The 14,822-nt window shown below is 68.0% G+C and carries 13 protein-coding genes; 3 read left to right on the top strand and 10 right to left on the bottom strand.

The genetic code is table 11. From position 1 onward, the window contains the following. Positions 1 to 38: 38 nt before the first annotated feature. The 7 genes from EV678_RS14440 to EV678_RS14410 all read right to left on the bottom strand — a co-directional run bounded on the left by EV678_RS14440 (position 39) and on the right by EV678_RS14410 (position 7,369). The gene (locus EV678_RS14440; protein WP_014236738.1) at positions 39 to 290 is read right to left on the bottom strand and encodes a ferrous iron transport protein A; all 252 of its coding nucleotides are present in this window, start codon (positions 288 to 290) and stop codon (positions 39 to 41) included. Continuing rightward, the gene (feoB, locus tag EV678_RS14435) at positions 287 to 2,287 is read right to left on the bottom strand and encodes a ferrous iron transport protein B (RefSeq protein ID WP_014236739.1); all 2,001 of its coding nucleotides are present in this window, start codon (positions 2,285 to 2,287) and stop codon (positions 287 to 289) included. Before feoB ends, EV678_RS14440 begins: the two co-directional genes overlap by 4 nt. Positions 2,288 to 2,635: 348 nt before the next feature. After that, positions 2,636 to 4,063, bottom strand: coding sequence for a 4Fe-4S binding protein (locus tag EV678_RS14430; protein ID WP_130460023.1), 1,428 nt, complete (start codon positions 4,061 to 4,063; stop codon positions 2,636 to 2,638). After that, positions 4,039 to 4,896, bottom strand: a complete 858-nt coding sequence (locus EV678_RS14425) for an FTR1 family iron permease (RefSeq protein ID WP_014236741.1) — start codon at positions 4,894 to 4,896, stop codon at positions 4,039 to 4,041. The genes EV678_RS14430 and EV678_RS14425 overlap by 25 nt, the downstream gene beginning before the upstream one ends. Before the next feature lie 10 nt (positions 4,897 to 4,906). Continuing rightward, a complete protein-coding gene (locus EV678_RS14420) occupies positions 4,907 to 5,254 on the bottom strand; it encodes a cupredoxin domain-containing protein (RefSeq protein ID WP_130460022.1) in 348 nt (115 codons plus the stop codon). A gap of 9 nt (positions 5,255 to 5,263) precedes the next feature. Next, complete coding sequence (locus EV678_RS14415) at positions 5,264 to 6,814, bottom strand: carbohydrate porin (RefSeq protein WP_130460021.1); 1,551 nt, start codon at positions 6,812 to 6,814, stop codon at positions 5,264 to 5,266. 3 nt (positions 6,815 to 6,817) lie between these two features. Beyond that, the gene (locus EV678_RS14410) at positions 6,818 to 7,369 is read right to left on the bottom strand and encodes an iron transporter (protein WP_130460020.1); all 552 of its coding nucleotides are present in this window, start codon (positions 7,367 to 7,369) and stop codon (positions 6,818 to 6,820) included. A 350-nt stretch (positions 7,370 to 7,719) separates the two neighbouring features. Between EV678_RS14410 and EV678_RS14405 the strand changes: the two genes are divergently transcribed. From EV678_RS14405 to EV678_RS14395, 3 genes are all read left to right on the top strand, one after another. Continuing rightward, entirely contained in the window at positions 7,720 to 9,039 is a 1,320-nt protein-coding gene (locus tag EV678_RS14405; RefSeq protein ID WP_130460019.1) for a DUF2325 domain-containing protein, read from the top strand. 160 nt (positions 9,040 to 9,199) lie between these two features. After that, positions 9,200 to 11,278, top strand: a complete 2,079-nt coding sequence (locus EV678_RS14400) for a TonB-dependent receptor (RefSeq protein WP_130460018.1) — start codon at positions 9,200 to 9,202, stop codon at positions 11,276 to 11,278. Beyond that, positions 11,278 to 11,754, top strand: coding sequence for a hypothetical protein (locus tag EV678_RS14395; protein WP_130460017.1), 477 nt, complete (start codon positions 11,278 to 11,280; stop codon positions 11,752 to 11,754). The genes EV678_RS14400 and EV678_RS14395 overlap by 1 nt, the downstream gene beginning before the upstream one ends. Positions 11,755 to 11,873: 119 nt before the next feature. On the opposite strand, the gene EV678_RS14390 is transcribed toward EV678_RS14395, so the two are convergent. The 3 genes from EV678_RS14390 to EV678_RS14380 form a co-directional block, all read right to left on the bottom strand. After that, positions 11,874 to 13,226, bottom strand: coding sequence for a sulfite reductase subunit alpha (locus tag EV678_RS14390; protein ID WP_130460016.1), 1,353 nt, complete (start codon positions 13,224 to 13,226; stop codon positions 11,874 to 11,876). Between the two features lie 145 nt (positions 13,227 to 13,371). After that, positions 13,372 to 14,175 carry a DUF4198 domain-containing protein gene (locus EV678_RS14385; RefSeq protein ID WP_130460015.1) on the bottom strand — a complete coding sequence of 268 codons (804 nt, stop codon included), beginning with the start codon at positions 14,173 to 14,175 and terminating at the stop codon, positions 13,372 to 13,374. 101 nt (positions 14,176 to 14,276) lie between these two features. Next, a complete protein-coding gene (locus EV678_RS14380; protein WP_130460014.1) occupies positions 14,277 to 14,801 on the bottom strand; it encodes a DUF2271 domain-containing protein in 525 nt (174 codons plus the stop codon). Between the last annotated feature and the right edge of the window lie 21 nt (positions 14,802 to 14,822).

Below are 14,822 nucleotides of genomic sequence, written 5' to 3'. Positions count from 1 at the left end.
CCGGGCGGCGGCTTTTGTTTTGTGGGGCGGCCGAGCGCTCAGGCCGGCGTCGCCTCCACCCAGATGCGATGGGCGATCTCGTGTTCCAGGGCCAGTTCCACCTGTTCGCAGAGGACCACGGTGAGGGGCTGCTGGCGCAGTACCTGGATGGCGTGGGGCGGCACCAGGCCGTAGGCGTGGAGCTGTTCGGCCAACACTGCGGGGATGTCCGCATCGAAGTGGGCCAGGTTGGCCCGGGTGCCTTCGGGGATGCCGGTGAGGCGCAGGGCTTCGTGGGTGGCGGGGCTCATGCGAACAGTCTCAGCAGGTGGTTGAGGATGCCGCCGATGAGGAAGGCGGTGGGAATGATCAGGGCCAGCAGCACCACGGCCACCTTCAGGCCCTGTTCCTTGACGATCATCATGACGCTGGCGATGCAGGGCACGAACAGGGTGATGGTGACCATGCCGACCACGGCCTGGATGGCCGAGAGGTGCTCGGTCATGGCGAACAGGCCGGTGGCGCCGAAGTCCCGCCGCAGGAAGCCCATGACGAAGGCGGCGCTGGCCTCCTTGGGCAGGCCCAGCCAGCCGGAGACCAGGGGCTCGCCGGCCTCGATGATGGCCGGCAGGGCGCCGATCTTGTCCAGGGCGAACATGAGGAAGGTGCCGATGAGGAAGAGGGGAATCACCTCCACCAGATACCACTTCAGGCGGCCGCCGGTCTTCTTCAGCACATTGCCCAGCACCGGCCAGCGCAGGGGCGGTAGCTCGGTCATAAGGGGAATGCGCTTGCCCGGGATGAGGCGGGAGGCGAGCCAGCCGGAACTGAGCAGCACCACCAGGATGCACACGGCCCAGGTCAGCAGGGCGCCGAAGGAAACGCCGCCGAGGAGGCCCAGCACCACGCCCAGCTGGGCTGAACAGGGGATGGCCAGGGCCAGCAGGAAGGTGGTGATGAGACGCTCCCGCGGCGTGGCCAGGATGCGGGTGGTGAGGGTGGCCATGGTAACGCAGCCCAGGCCCAGCACCATGGGCAGCACGGCCTTGCCGTTGAGGCCGATGGCGGCGAAGGTGCGGTTGGCGATGACCGTCAGGCGCGGCAGGTAGCCCGAATCCTCGAGGATGCCGAAGGCGAAGAAGAAGGTGGTGACGATGGGCAGGATGAGGGCCAGGGCGTAGGTCATGCCCATGGTCCACAGGCCGTACTCGCCCACCAGCAGCTCGACGATCCAGGGGATGGAGACGTGGTTCTGCACCAGCTCGGTGAAGGCCGGATTGAGGACGCCGCCGAAGAAGTCCTCCTCGAACAGGCCCACCAGGGTGCTGGCGCCGAAGACGCCGACGAACTCATAGAGCAGGAACAGCACGCCCAGCAGGATGGGCCAGCCCCACACCGGATGCACCGCCAGCTGGCCGGCGGTGAGGGGTTTGCCGCTGGCCGGCTTCTTTCCTTCCCGGGCCACGGTGCGGGTGAGGGCCTCGGCGGCCCGGCCCCGTTCGCCGGAGAGGAGGGCGGCCAGGGGCTGGCCGGTGAATTCCCCTTCCAGGTTCAGGCGCAGGGCGGCGAGGAGGGCGGCGGTCTTGGGGAAGTGCTGGTCGAGCCAGGCTTCCAGTTCCGGGTCGTGGCCCAGGTAGAGGATGGCCAGGCCCCGGGCCGAGAGGTGGGCATGGGGCACGTCGCTGGCGAACTGGGCGGCGAGGCGGCCGATGGCGCTTTCCACGGCGTCGTCGTAGCAGAGCAGGGGCTCGGGCCGGGCCGCCTTGGCGAGGGCGGCCTCCAGGGCGCCGACGCCTTCGTTGCGGGTGGCGACGCCGCTGATGACGGGAATGCCCAGGGCTTCGGCCAGCAGCTTGTCATCGACGCCGATGCCCCGCTGTTCGGCCTCGTCGGCCATGTTCAGCATCAGCACCATGGGCACCCCCAGGTCCGCCAGCAGGGCGGTGAGGGTCAGGGTGCGGCGCAGATTCTTGGCGTCGCCCACCTGCACCAGGCAGTTCAGGTTTTCCTGCAGCAGGGCCCGGAGGGTGGCCCGCTCGTCGTCGCTGCGGGAGGGCAGGGAGAGCACCCCCGGGGTGTCCAGCACCTGCTGTTCCTTGTGGATTTTCAGGGTGGCCCGGGAGACTTCCACGGTAGTGCCCGGATAGTTGGACACATTGACGTAGGTGCCGGTGAGGCGGTGGAAGAGGACGGACTTGCCGACGTTGGGGTGGCCTACCAGGGCCACCACCAGGCCGGCGGGAGCGGCGGCCGCTGCTTCGTTGTCGGCCAGGGGGGAAGGACGGGTGCTTTCTGCGGAGGTTTCCATCGGCTGCCTGGGGTGGGTGGCTGGGAGGCGGGGCTTCAGTGCCGGGGAGCGGGGTGCGCTGCGGCGGTCTGGGCAGGGCTGCGCTCCAGGGGCCCCAGGGTCAGCCCGAGAAGGAGTACCAGGGAGGCGGCAAGGACGGAACGCAGCATGGAAGACCCCGAAAGGTGGCCGCCGGAATGTGAGGAAGCGGAGCGGCAATGGCGCTAATGATAACTTATCTCATTTGAGTTTGACAGTTGAGATTGCAGGCGAGGCCACCAGCACGAAATCCCAGCCGTCCGGGAGGAGGGCTGGGAGCCAGTCGGGGCGCGCCTTTTCAGGCGGTCAGGGCGGTCGGGTCCGGGGCGCCTACCAGACGAAGAAGACCACGTACCAGATCGCGCCGATCAAGGCCGGGGCCAGGGTATAGATGGAGAAGGCCGCCACGCGCCGACCCCAGGCCGGGGTGGTCTGCAGCACCAGGCGCAGCCCCAGCCACAGGGCGAAGCCGATGCCCAGGGCGAGGATGGCGATGCGGGCATCCGGCACCCAGGGCAGGATCACCCGTTCGCCCTTGAGCTGGCTCAGGGTGAGCATGGAAAGACCGAGGAAGACGTTGGCCCCGGCAAGGGGCACCAGGCCCAGGGCCAGGCGCCGCCAGGGCAGCTGGGGGCTGGCGACGATGCGGCTGGCCAGGGCGACGACGCCGAGCAGGGCCAGGGCAATGGCGCAGCCGCCGCCCAGGATGTAGGCCAGGATGCACAGACCGTCGAGCCAGGTGAAGACGTCGCCTACCTCCGGGTAGTGGGTGAGCAGCCACCAGGGGGCATTGTCCTGCAGCAGGAGGAAGGAGTCGTGGTCGATGAGCCAGTTGGCGGCGGCGGTCTTCAGGGCCACGAACCAGGGGCTGACGGTCCACTGGAAGGCCGCGGTGGCGATGCCGAGGACGCCGAAGAGCAGGGTCATGGCCTCGCCGGTGTGGATCTGTTCCGCCTTGCTGGCGAGGATTTCCGCGTCGGGGCGGCGGGGCGACAGCTGCACCGCCTCCCGGTGGCCGGCGCAGCGGCCGCAGGCATGGCAGTCGGAGGCTCCGGTCATGCGCCGGATGTCCACCAGGGGGGCGCAATTGACTGGCTGGGCCGGCGCTGCGGCCGTATCCCAGGCGGCCCGGTCCACCCGGAAGTGCACCGGGGCGACCTTGGCCAGGAGGGAAAAGACGCCGGAGGCGGGGCACAGGTGGCGGCACCACACCCGCTTGCCCTTGCCGTAGAGCAGGCCCACCGCCACGGCGGCGACGGAAGAGCCGCCCAGCACCAGCAGGGCGGCCTTGGGGTATTCATAGACGCTGACCAGCTGGCCGAAGACGGTGGTGCACACGAAGGCGACGAAGGGCCAGCCGCCCCACTTGAGCCAGCGCGGGATGGGCAGGTTGAGGCCGCGCCAGCTGACCCATTCGGTGAGGGTGCCCTCGGGGCAGAAGACGCCGCACCAGAGGCGGCCCATGAACAGCATAGAAACCATGACGAAGGGCCACCAGATGCCCCAGAAGAGGAACTGGGCGAAGAGGGTGAGGTTGTCCAGGATGCTGGAGCCTTCCGGCGGCAGGGGCAGGAAGGCGGGGGTGATGACCAGTCCGAAATAGAAAACCACCACCGCCCACTGGATGGCGCGGATGGTGGCTCCATGTTTCTGCATGCCCCGGCCGCAGGCCTGCAGCAGGCCGGCGATGGGACCCCGCCGCTGCGTTGCGGCAGCGGCGGGCAGGGGACGCTTCAAGGTGCTGCTGTGGGCTGGCATGAATCGGCTCGCACGGATGATGGGTTGGGAGTGAAGGAGCGCAGCCGCAGGGCGACGTAGCCCCAGTACAGGGCATAGGCCAGCAGCAGCATGGCGGTGGGCTGGGCCCGATAGCCGGCGAAGGTGGACAGCACCTGGCCGAGACCGCTGCCGTCGTCGAGGACGGCGGAGGTGTCCCACACCAGGTCCATCAGGGTGGGCAGCCAGTCCATGCCGATCAGGCGATCCACGGCGGCGCCGAGGAGGGAGCCGGCCGTCACCAGCAGCACCACCTCGCTGACGCGGAAGACGGTGCGATAGGAGAAGAAGCGGGCGCCCCGGGCCACGGCCCAGGCGGTGAGGCCGGCGATGACAAAGCCCAGGGCGGCCATGCCGTAGAGGCCGAGCAGCTCGCTGCCCTGGCGCTCCGCCGCCATGCCGTAGAGGAAGACCACGGTCTCCATGCCCTCCCGGCCGATGGCCAGGGCCGCCACCAGGGCCACGCCGAGGCGGCCGCCGGTTTCCGCGGCGCGGCTGGCGCCGGCTTCCAGCTCCCGTTTCATGGAGGCGCCGTGGCGGCGCATCCACATCACCATCTGGGTCATCAGCACACAGGCCAGCAGCAGCATGCCGATCTGGAACAGTTCCAGGGACTCGCCGTCGAGCCAGGTCTGGGCGCCGTAGGCGAGAAAGGCCAAGGCCAGGGCCAGCAGGGTGCCGCCGCCGACGCCGCTCCACAGGGTGCGGCGCAGGCGGGAGGCGTCCTCCTGGCGGGCGATCCAGGCCAGCAGCACGCCGACCACCAGCATTGCTTCCAGGCTTTCGCGCCAGACGACAATCAGGGCATTGAGCATGGTTGTCCTCTTACTTGGCGATCAGCAGGCATTCGGCGGTGTCCGGATGGAACTCGCCGAAGATGCGGTAGGTGCCCGGTTGCAGCGGCTGCACCACGACGAAGGAACTGGCCCCGGGGGCCAGCACCTTCTCCATGCGGGGCTGGGTGCTCTCGAACTCCTCCGGGCCGGGGCCCTCGTTGCGGAAGATGATCTTGAACTTGGTCCCGGCCGGCACTTCCAGGCGGTTCGGGATGAGCTTTCCGTCCTTGGCCACGATCTGGAAGGCGGGCAGCTCCGCCGCCGCGGCCGGCGCCGGCCCGACGAACAGGGCGGCGCACAGCAGCAGGGCGGGTACCACGAGGGAAGACAGGCGCATGGCGGCTCCTTAGAAGGTCAGCTGGGCACGCATGCCGAGCACCTTGATGGCCTTGGCCGTGGCGTCGCCGCCGGGCCGTCCCAGGTACTGCAGGTCGGGGGAAAGCTCGAACTGCTTGTTGATGCGGTAGCGGTAATAGACTTCGGCTACGCGTTCGGCGCCGTTGGCGTTGAAGTTGTAGTCCGGAATGCCGTCGCCGTCCGCGTCCACGAAGGACGATTCGCCGGAGAACTCCTTGCTGGTGCGCAGCAGGCCGAAGGCCAGGCCGAGGGAGTCGCCGCCCCGATCCCAGTAGGAACCGCCCAGTTCGGCGCCCAGGGTGAGGGCCTTGTCGAAACGCACGTTGCCGGAGATCTGCTGGCCGTAGCGGCCGAACACGGTGACCGCATCGCCGACGCGCTGGTCGGCGGAAACGCCCAGGCCGGAATGGGATTCCTGGATGCCGGCGAAGGACACTGCCTGTCCGTTGCGCCAGTAGTAGGCCCGGTAGTTGCCGGTGAGGCCGCCGAAGAACTTGCGCTGGGTCTCCATCTGGGCGATGACCATGGGCGAGCTGAAGGAGCGGGTGTAGGTGGAGCCGTTGGCGCCGGCACCGAAGACGCCGAGGGAGAAGCGCCAGGTTTCGGGCTTCTGGGTCTCGTTGTAGTAGGAGACGCGGAAGCCGGGGGAGAAGCCGTTGGCGTCCACCCCGATGTCGCCGCCCGCATCCAGCAGCGGGTTATGCACGAAGACGGTGTTGAGGAACTGACGGGTTTCGTCGTTGGCGGCCGCGTTCTGGTCGAAGAAGACGAAGGGGTCCATCTTGCCGAAGTTGATCTCCAGCTTTTCCCGGGAGCGGGGCTTGTAGCCGCCGAAAGGCAGGGGAATGGTGGCCTGGTACCAGGCCTGGCCCAACACGGCCACGGAGTCGTCCGGATTGCCGCTTTGCACGCGGAAGGCGCTGGCGTTGGGCTTGGCGTAGGAACTCATGCCGTTGAGGCCCTGGCCCTGGCCGAGGCGGAACTGGGCAAAGATGTGACTCTCGGTATCGCCGATATTGGCTAGGGGCAGGGTGACGAAGACGTCGCCCCGGTAGTTGAGTTGGCTGTTGCCGTTGCTGTCGCCGCTGGGCAGGCCCGAGGGGCGCTGGGCCATGGTGGTGAGGCTGATGCCGGCGGTGATGCCGTCCAGGGATTCCACCGTGCGGGCCGCCTTTAGCATGTCGAGGGACTGGAATTCCACGGCCTTCAGGCGGGCGGTGATTTCCGGCTCGTACTGGCTGATGTCGTCGCTGTCCAGACCCTTGGTGATGCGGGCGTTCTGCTCTTCCAGGGTCTTGATGCGCTGTTCCAGGGCCGGGGAGGCTTTCGTCGCCGGGGCGGCCTGGGCCTGCTTTTCCAGTTCCGCGTTGCGCTTTTCCAGCTTCTCCAGGCGCTCGTTCATCCTTTCCAGCAGCTTCAGCAGTTCAGCCTGGTTGCCGGCGGCCTGGGGGGCGGCGAAGGCCGGCGCGCTGCCGGCAATCAGGGCCGCCGTCAGCAGCGCCAGGGGGCGCGGCCGAAGGAGGTTGGTGGTGGCAGCCATGGCTTAGTACCCGCCTTTTTTGCCGATGCCGACGAAGGTGAATTCGTTTTCCACTTCGAAGGGCTTGAACCAGGGGCGCACACCGGTGAGACGGTCGGTATGGCGGCCGAAATGGGCGTGCTTGTTTTCGGTGGGCGGCAGGATGGTGTACTTCACCTTGTACTTGCCCGGGCCGAAGAGCTTGATGTTGTCGCCGTAGTGGGGGCCGTCGTTGGCCACCATGGCCATGAATTCGCCGGAGGTCTTCTGGTCGGAGCCGATCTTGGAGACTTCGTACTTCACCACCAGGTAGGGAATCCAGTGGCCTTCCTCGAAGCCGTTGGGGTTGTTGGCCAGGGCCCGGATGTCGGCCTCGATGTGGATGTCGGATTCCTCGGCCTTGCGCATCATGCCGTCCGGCTCCATGTTCACCGCCTGCAGATAGACGGCGGAAATCTCCATGCCGTAGCGCTGCTGGGGCGTGCCGATGGGGTATTCCACGGCGTTGGCGGAGAAGGACCAGGCAGCAGCGAGGGCTACCAGGGTACGGGCGAAGGGAAGGCGGATGGAAGGCATGACTAGGCTCCTGAGCGGTAATAGGCGGATGTTTTTGGGATACCGCTTTGGCGCGGCTTAATAACAATCTAAGTAAGAATGATTCTCGTGTCAATTGTTCGCGTACGTCAGTTTTGCGACAGGTTTCTGACGGATGCTGCAATGCAAGAACTGGCGGGCTCCGGCGTCGGATCAGGCCATGCCGGGAGATGCCCCGGGGAGGCAACTAGTTCTTTGGTGCTATTGCAATGCAAATGAGAGTTGTTATTATTTGCGATATGCCGTTCAGGCCGTGAGGGCGAAAACGACTCCGGCCTGTCCCGAATCCCGTCATTCCGCTCCATTCTTCCGAGGGGCGAGGAGGTGCCACCATGATTCCCTTCAAGCAGAAGCATGAACCCGTCAATTTGCCGGAGCTGGGCGAGGCCGCCCTGCCGGAACCGGCTGCGGCGGCTCCCGTCCCCAGCGCCGGCTCCCGTCGCAAGCGCCTGTGGGAACTGAAGCACCAGCACCACTGCCCGGTGATCGGCACCTGCCTGCCCCTGGACCTGCTGCGGCGCCTGGCAGCCCGGGCCAAGATTCTCGGTCCCAACATGTCCGACTTCTCCCTGCATACCCAGGCCGTGGGCTTTGCCGAGCAGCGCAACCCCTTTGCCGAGCTGATGCAGCAGGAACTGGAGCGGCGCTACAACCTCACCATCCAGCGCTTCCGCCCGGCCCGGGATGGCGATGCCATCTACCGCTTGTGGCGGGAGGCGGTGGCCTCGGGCCAGGTGGCGGATGCCCTGTGGGCTGCTTGGACCCATCCCCGTTGCGATACGGAGACGGCCCAGCGCATCTACGGCGACATCCACATGCTGTCCCACCAGGCCGGCGCCGCCCACCAGGCGGATGTGAACCGGCTGAAGCAGCTGGAGGCGGAAAATGCCGCCCTCAAGGCCGAACTGCAAGCCCAGCGGGAGAAGGGCGGCCAGCGTCTGGCGGAGAAGATCCAGGAGGCAGAGCTACTGAAGCGCCAGCTGGCGGAGATGGAAGTCTTTGCCTGCGAGCGGGAGGCCCTGGCGGTGCGGGTGGTGGAACTGGAGGCCCGCTGCCGCGAACTGGAAGGGGCCGACGGCGGCCAGAAGGCCCGGGCGGACGCCCTGGCCCTGCGCCTGGTGTCGGCGGAGGATCGCACCAATGCCGCCGAGGCCCGGGTGCGGGACCTGACCCGCCAGCTGGAGGAATCCCGCCGCGATCTGGTGGCGGCCGAGCAGGCCATGGAATCCTGGCTGCTGCTGGACGGCGCGCCGGAAGGCGATGCCTGCGCCCTCTCCGCTGCCTGCGGCCGGGAATGCGCCAGCGGCAAGGATGGTGCCGAGGCTGCCATGCCGCGCCTGGAAGGGCGCAGCGTGCTTTGCGTCGGCGGCCGGCCCGGCCTGGTGGAAACCTACCGTCGGCTGGTGGAGCGGCTGGGCGGCCGCTTCGCCCACCACGACGGCGGCCTGGAGGACAATCCCCGCTTCCTCGACGGGGTGCTGTCCGCCGCCGATGCGGTCATCTGCCAGGCCGGCTGCATCAGCCATGGCGCCTACTGGAAGCTGAAGGACCACTGCAAGCGCACCGGCAAGCCCTGCGTCTATCTCAAGGGGGCCGGCGTTTCCAGCTTCGTGCGCGGTATTTCCGAGGTGGCGGAAGGAGCAGTGGAGTAGTTCCCCTGCTGCCTGAGCGGCAGGGATTTACGTTTTTTGACCTGCATCATATTGAGATCAATTCTCAATAAAGTACAGTGCGGACTTCGATCAACCCGCCGCGATCCAGCCAGCGACAGCAATGCCAGCCAGGCGCGGGGATTCCTTCCGGAGCCCGTCCATGTCAACGCTGTCATCCCTTGTCGCTGTTTCTTCCCCGTCGCGTCAGCGCCCACCTTTCGCCCTGCATCTGCTGGCCCTGAGCCTGGCTTCTGGCTTTGCCTGGGGCGCCGATAACCCCGCTTCATCCGAATCCGCCCTGTCCACCGTCAGCGTCACCGCCAAGGGCTATGCCGCCGACGAGCTGGAAACGCCCCTCAGCACCGTCTCTCTCGATCGGGAGGAAATCGTCCGCCGCGGCGCCAACAATCCGGGGGAACTGCTGCGCGGCGAACCCGGCATCGCTGTCGCCAGCGACGGCGCCCAGGGCCAGAACCCGGTGCTGCGCGGCCTGAAGAAGGAAAGCGTGGTGCTGCTGGTGGACGGCATCCGCCTCAACTCGGCACAGCCCCAGGGGGCCATCGCCTCCTTCATGTCCCTTGGCCTGGCGGAACGGGTGGAGGTGGTGAAGGGCCCGTCCTCCGTGCTCTACGGCAGCGGCGCCCTGGGCGGCGTGGTCAATGTGCGCCTGCCCCAGGCCCAGTTCAAGGCCGGCACCAGCGGTTCGGCCATGGCTTCCTGGGACAGCGCCAGCAACGGCCTGAGGGCCACCGGTGTGGTCAATTTCTCCGCCGGCGACCATGCCCTGATGCTCGGCACCTCCAGCGCCCGCATCGGCGACTACCGCTCCCCCGACGGCAAGGTGGCCAAGACCGGCTACGATTCCGACAGCCTCATCGGCCAGTACCGCTTCCGCATCGACGGCGCCCAGCAGCTGCGCCTCTCCTTCCAGGAGCATACGGACGAGGACGTGTGGTACCCCGGCTCCACCAAGGCGGCCGCCAACCCCATCAAATCCACCACCATCTATTCGCCCAAGCAGAGCCGCCGCCTCATGGAAGCGGGCTATTCCCGCCAGGGCTCAGGCGAGGCGCCGCTGAACCTGGACTTCCGCGTCTACCGCCAGGAGATGGAGCGGCAGATCTATTCCTGGGCCAGCGGCATCAAGCGCAACAACGCCGAGACCAAGGTCTCCTTCGTCACCGAGGGCTGGGATGCCAAGGCCGACTGGCTGGTCCATCCCCAGCACCTGCTTTCCTTCGGCCTCAACGCCTGGGAGATGGAGGCCTCCCCCAACCGGCGCCTGTACCAGGCCGGCAACATGGTGGCCAACAACCCCTTTGCCGACGGCCGCATCGAATCCCTGGGGGCCTACCTGCAGGACGACATGCGCTTCGGCAAGCTCAACGTGCTGGCCGGCCTGCGCCACGACACGGTCAAGGGCAGCGCCGCCTCCATGAACAACGGCGCCGTCAAGAACGGTCTTTCCCGCAGCGACAGCGCCACCTCCGGCAGCCTCGGCGCGGTCTATGAAGCGGCGCCCCTGCTGCGGCCCTATGCCAACCTCTCCCGCGCCTTCCGCGCCGGCGAGATGCGGGAACGCTACGAGTCCTCGCCCCGGGGCGACGGCTACTATTACGTCGGCAATCCCCAGATCAAGCCGGAAGAGGCCACCCAGTTCGAGCTGGGCCTGAAGGGCGCCAGCGCCGACTTCAACTACCACCTGGCGGCCTACCGCAACAGCATCGACAACTACATCACCGGCCAGCCCACCGGCGCCTTCATCAGCGGCCTGCCGGTGAAGGCCACGGTGAACCTGGGCCGGGCCGTCATCGCCGGGGTCGAGGCCTCTGCCCGCTGGCAGGTGCGGCCGGGGCAATGGCTGAACGCCGGCTATTCCCGCCTGCGGGGCGAGAACAAGGACCTGGACGAGCCCCTCTTCCAGATGCCGGCGGACGAACTCTCCCTCGGCTGGGACGGCGCCGTTGCCCAGGGCTGGCGCGCCGACGCCACCCTGCGCCTGGTGGCCCGCCAGGATCGCATCGCCACCCTCTTCAGCCGCGGCAGCGAAAACGCCACCGCCGGCTTCGCCACCGCCGACCTGGGCGCCACCTACCGCTGGTCCCGGCAGAGCTTCCGCGTCGCCCTGAAGAACCTGGCCGACAAGCGCTACCACGAACACCTGGCCGAAGGCGTCAGCGGCAACGAAATCCTGGCCCCCGGCCGTTCCCTCGTTCTCACCTGGAAAGGAGACTTCTGATGCAATTACGCCCCTCCGCCCTGGTCCTGCTGCTGGCCGCCCTGGCCGGCGGCCCGGCCGCGGCCCACGACCACGACGCTGGCAGCGGCAGCGACCAGCGCCAGGTGATCCGGCTGACGCCGGCGGAAAAACATTTCCTGCTCTCGGAAATGCGGGGCTTCGTCGCCATCACCCAGAAGATCATCAGCGCCGCCACCGCCAACGACATGGCGGCGGTGGCCGAGGCCGCCCGGGTGGGCGGTCTCAAGGCGCACCAGAAGGACTTCGCCAACCCGGACAGCCTGGTGCACGGCATCCGCAAGAAAGCGCCCCAGGCCTTCTTCCCCCTGGGCCGGGAGACCCACATCAACTTCGACCGCATCGCCGAACTGGCCACCGAACTGAAGGACCGGGACGTGGTGCTCAACACCCTGGCCGACAACCTCAACAACTGCATCGCCTGCCACAGCGCTTACCGGGTGGAAGAAGCCCACTAGACGCCTGCCCTGGAAGGCAGAAGGGACGCCACTCTCAGCCGTACCATGGCTGAGAGGAGCGTCCCTTGTTGTTTCTGGCGTGGTGGTCTGGGGAATCCGTGGCCGGGAGTGCCCGGGCTCTAGTAAACGTCCCGCCGGTAGCGGCCTTCCGCCAGCAGCCGGTCCAGGGCTTCCCGGCCCAGCAGCTGGGCCAGGGTCTCATCTACCGCGGCGCCCATGGTGGCGGCGCTGCCGCAGACGTAGACGGCGGCGCCCTCGTCGAGCCAGTCCTGCAGCACGTCGCCGCGCTGGGCCAGGCGATGCTGCACGTAATCCTTGGCCGCCTGTTCCCGGGAAAAGACCAGATCCAGCCGGGGCAGCAGGCCATTGTTGCGCCAGCGGGCCAGGTCTTCCCGGTAGTGTCGGTCCGGACCGGCGTGGCGTTCGCCGAAGATCAGCCAGTTGCGCTTATCTCCCCGGGCTTCCCGGGCCTTGAGCAGGGCCCGCAGGCCGGCGATGCCGGTGCCGTTGCCGATCAGGATGAGGGGCCGGCCGGCGTTGTCGCCGAGACGGAAATTGGCGTGGGGCTTGAGGCGCAGGGCCACGCTGCGGCCCACTTCCAGGTCCTTGCAGAGGTGGCCGGAAGCCAGGCCGGGGGTGCCGTCGGGGCGGGCCTGCAGGCGCACCAGCAGGTGCAGGGCGCCGTCGGCGGGCAGGGAGGCGATGGAATAGTCCCGGGGATGTTCCCCGGCCTCTGGTGGCTGCACCTGCACCAGGTCGCCGGCCTGCCACTCGGGCAGGGGGCCGTGTTCCGGCGCCAGGGCCAGGTGGAACACGGGGGCGCCGCTGCTGCCCGGATTGAGGTGGCGCCGCTCCAGCAGGCGCCAGGGGGTGAAGGCCGGGGCGCGCCAGTCCGGCGTCTCGCCGCTGCCGGCGATGTGGGCCACCTGCTGCTGCCAGGCCGCCAGGGCGTTGGCATCCTGGTTGTCCATCTCCAGGGGGGCAAACAGCGGCACGGCGCCCCGGGCCTCCAGCCAGGCGGCCAGGCGCCGGCCGAAGGCGCAGAAGTGGGCGTATTCCCGGTCCCCCAGGGCCAGCACGCCGACGTGCAGGCGGGAAAGGTCCGGATCCGCGTCGGCCATGCAGTGGCGCTCGAAGAGGGCGCCGTTGTCCGGCGCGTCCCCCTCGCCGCAGGTGCTGACGAGGAACAGGGCCTGTTCGTGGGTGGCCAGCAGGGCCGGGGTGACCCGGTTGAGGGGTACCAGGGTGGTGTTGAGGCCGGCAGCCCCCAGACTGCGGGCGGTGTGTTGCGCCAAAGCCTCGGCGCTGCCGCTCTGGCTGGCATAGGCCACCAGCACGGGGCGACCGCCGTCGCCGAGGGGTGCCACGGCGATGCGCTGCCGCCGCCGGTGGCGCAGATAGACGGCAGCGCAAAGGCCGCCGTAGGCCAGGGTGACGCCCCAGGCGGTGAGGAGTCGCACGGTGTCGGGCATGAAATGGAACGGAAACGGGGAGAAGGGTTGCTGGCGGGAACGGTGACGGAAGCGCACAGGAGGCCGGCTACCCGACCCGGGAAGCCCGGGGCACAGAAACCTCGGTGATCTCCGTGCCCTCTGTGGCTAAACGCTTGTCGCGCTCTTACTGGGGCAGCACTTCCAGGGTGGCGGCATAGGTGACGCGGCGTTCCTTGGCGGCCTTGACGCTGGTCTTGCTGTCCTTCAGTTCGGCGTCGAGCCAGTACATGCCGGCTTCGGGGAAGGTGACGCTGAACTTGCCGTCGGCGCCGGTCTTCTGCTTCATTTCGCCCAGTTGGTTGCGATAGCGGGTGGCGCCCTTGGTGACGGTGACTTCCAGGCCGGCGGCGGGCTTGCCGTCCAGCAGCATCTGGAAGGTGGCGGCCTCGCCGTTCACCAGGTCGTTGGGATGGGTCACCGGCACCAGTTCCAGGCCCTTGCCGATGGGAGCCAGGGCGGAGGGCTTGCCGACGGTGACGAAGGTCTCGTTGCGGCCGGCCATTTCATTGACGTTCAGCTCTTCCGCCTCGGCCGGGATCTCCCGGGCGAAGGCCTCGGCGCTGCCGCGCCAGCGCTTGGGTTCGCCCTTCAGCTTGAAGCTGGCCATGATGCCGGCGTTGACCACCGCCACCCGGTAGGTACCGGCCTGGGTCAGGTTGAGGTCGAAGACGCTGCGCAGCTTGCCCTTGGCCAGGTTTTCCGGCGCCACCTTGCTGCCGTCGGGGGCGGTGACGCTCAGGTTGTCCAGGTTGAGGGCGTTGTGGTTGAAGAAGAAGAGGTCGTTGGCCACGGCCGCATCCACGGTGATCCACTGGGCCTTGGAGAGCACGGTGGAAGAGGGCAGCAGCCAGGCGTTGTGGGCCTGGGCGGCCGGCACCAGGGCGGCGGCCAGGAGGGCGGCGATGGTCAGGGGGCGCAGCAGTTTCATGGGGAATCCTTTGCGGTGGGGATGGGGAGGAGTTTTAAAAGCTGGCCACAGAGGGCACAGAGGTCACCGAGGGGCGGGGCGGAATGAACCGCCCGTGCCGTTCAGGGCTTCAGGTCCAGGGTGATGTGGCCCAGTTCGCTCTGGCCCTGGGCGGTGGCCTGCTGGGCCTGCTTGGGGGGCCACTGGAAGGGGATGTAGAGCAGCTCGCGGCCGCCCACTTCCCGGGCGGCTTCGATGCCCAGCTTGTAGTCGCCGGGAGGCAGGTCGCCGAGGGGGGCCTTGCCCTGGGCGAAGCGCAGCTTCTGCTTGCCCACGGTGGGGGTGGCGCCGGTGATGCCGTCCACCGGCATGGCCAGGTCCCGGCCGCCGCGGCGCCACCACTGGCGCAGGTCCTTCAGCCACTTGGTGCCTTCGCCGTTTTTCATCTTGGCGTCGTAGAGCACCGCCAGGTGAGCAGCAATGCTGTTGTCGGCCCGTTCCACCCACACGGCCACATAGGGGCGGTGGTATTCGGCCACGTTGAGGCGGGGGATTTCCACTTCCACCGCCAGGTCGGCGGCCAGGGTCGGCAGGGCGAGGCCGCAGCCGAGGAGCAGGGAAAGCAGGCGTTTCTTGGCGAACGTCATGGTCGGAGGCTTTCGGTAATA

The organism is Azospira oryzae (genome assembly GCF_004217225.1).
Lineage (GTDB): Bacteria > Pseudomonadota > Gammaproteobacteria > Burkholderiales > Rhodocyclaceae > Azospira > Azospira oryzae.
This window is presented reverse-complemented; position numbering and strand designations above follow the sequence as displayed.

Bases quoted from the DNA above. Each gene is read 5' to 3' on its own strand.
- EV678_RS14430 (WP_130460023.1), bottom strand. From the start codon at position 4,063: ATGCCAGCCCACAGCAGCACCTTGAAGCGTCCCCTGCCCGCCGCTGCC.
- EV678_RS14410 (WP_130460020.1), bottom strand. From the start codon at position 7,369: ATGCCTTCCATCCGCCTTCCCTTCGCCCGTACCCTGGTAGCCCTCGCT.
- EV678_RS14390 (WP_130460016.1), bottom strand. From the start codon at position 13,226: ATGCCCGACACCGTGCGACTCCTCACCGCCTGGGGCGTCACCCTGGCC.
- feoB (WP_014236739.1), bottom strand. From the start codon at position 2,287: ATGGAAACCTCCGCAGAAAGCACCCGTCCTTCCCCCCTGGCCGACAAC.
- EV678_RS14395 (WP_130460017.1), top strand. From the start codon at position 11,278: ATGCAATTACGCCCCTCCGCCCTGGTCCTGCTGCTGGCCGCCCTGGCC.
- EV678_RS14400 (WP_130460018.1), top strand. From the start codon at position 9,200: ATGTCAACGCTGTCATCCCTTGTCGCTGTTTCTTCCCCGTCGCGTCAG.
- EV678_RS14415 (WP_130460021.1), bottom strand. From the start codon at position 6,814: ATGGCTGCCACCACCAACCTCCTTCGGCCGCGCCCCCTGGCGCTGCTG.
- EV678_RS14425 (WP_014236741.1), bottom strand. From the start codon at position 4,896: ATGCTCAATGCCCTGATTGTCGTCTGGCGCGAAAGCCTGGAAGCAATG.
- EV678_RS14380 (WP_130460014.1), bottom strand. From the start codon at position 14,801: ATGACGTTCGCCAAGAAACGCCTGCTTTCCCTGCTCCTCGGCTGCGGC.
- EV678_RS14385 (WP_130460015.1), bottom strand. From the start codon at position 14,175: ATGAAACTGCTGCGCCCCCTGACCATCGCCGCCCTCCTGGCCGCCGCC.
- EV678_RS14420 (WP_130460022.1), bottom strand. From the start codon at position 5,254: ATGCGCCTGTCTTCCCTCGTGGTACCCGCCCTGCTGCTGTGCGCCGCC.
- EV678_RS14405 (WP_130460019.1), top strand. From the start codon at position 7,720: ATGATTCCCTTCAAGCAGAAGCATGAACCCGTCAATTTGCCGGAGCTG.
- EV678_RS14440 (WP_014236738.1), bottom strand. From the start codon at position 290: ATGAGCCCCGCCACCCACGAAGCCCTGCGCCTCACCGGCATCCCCGAA.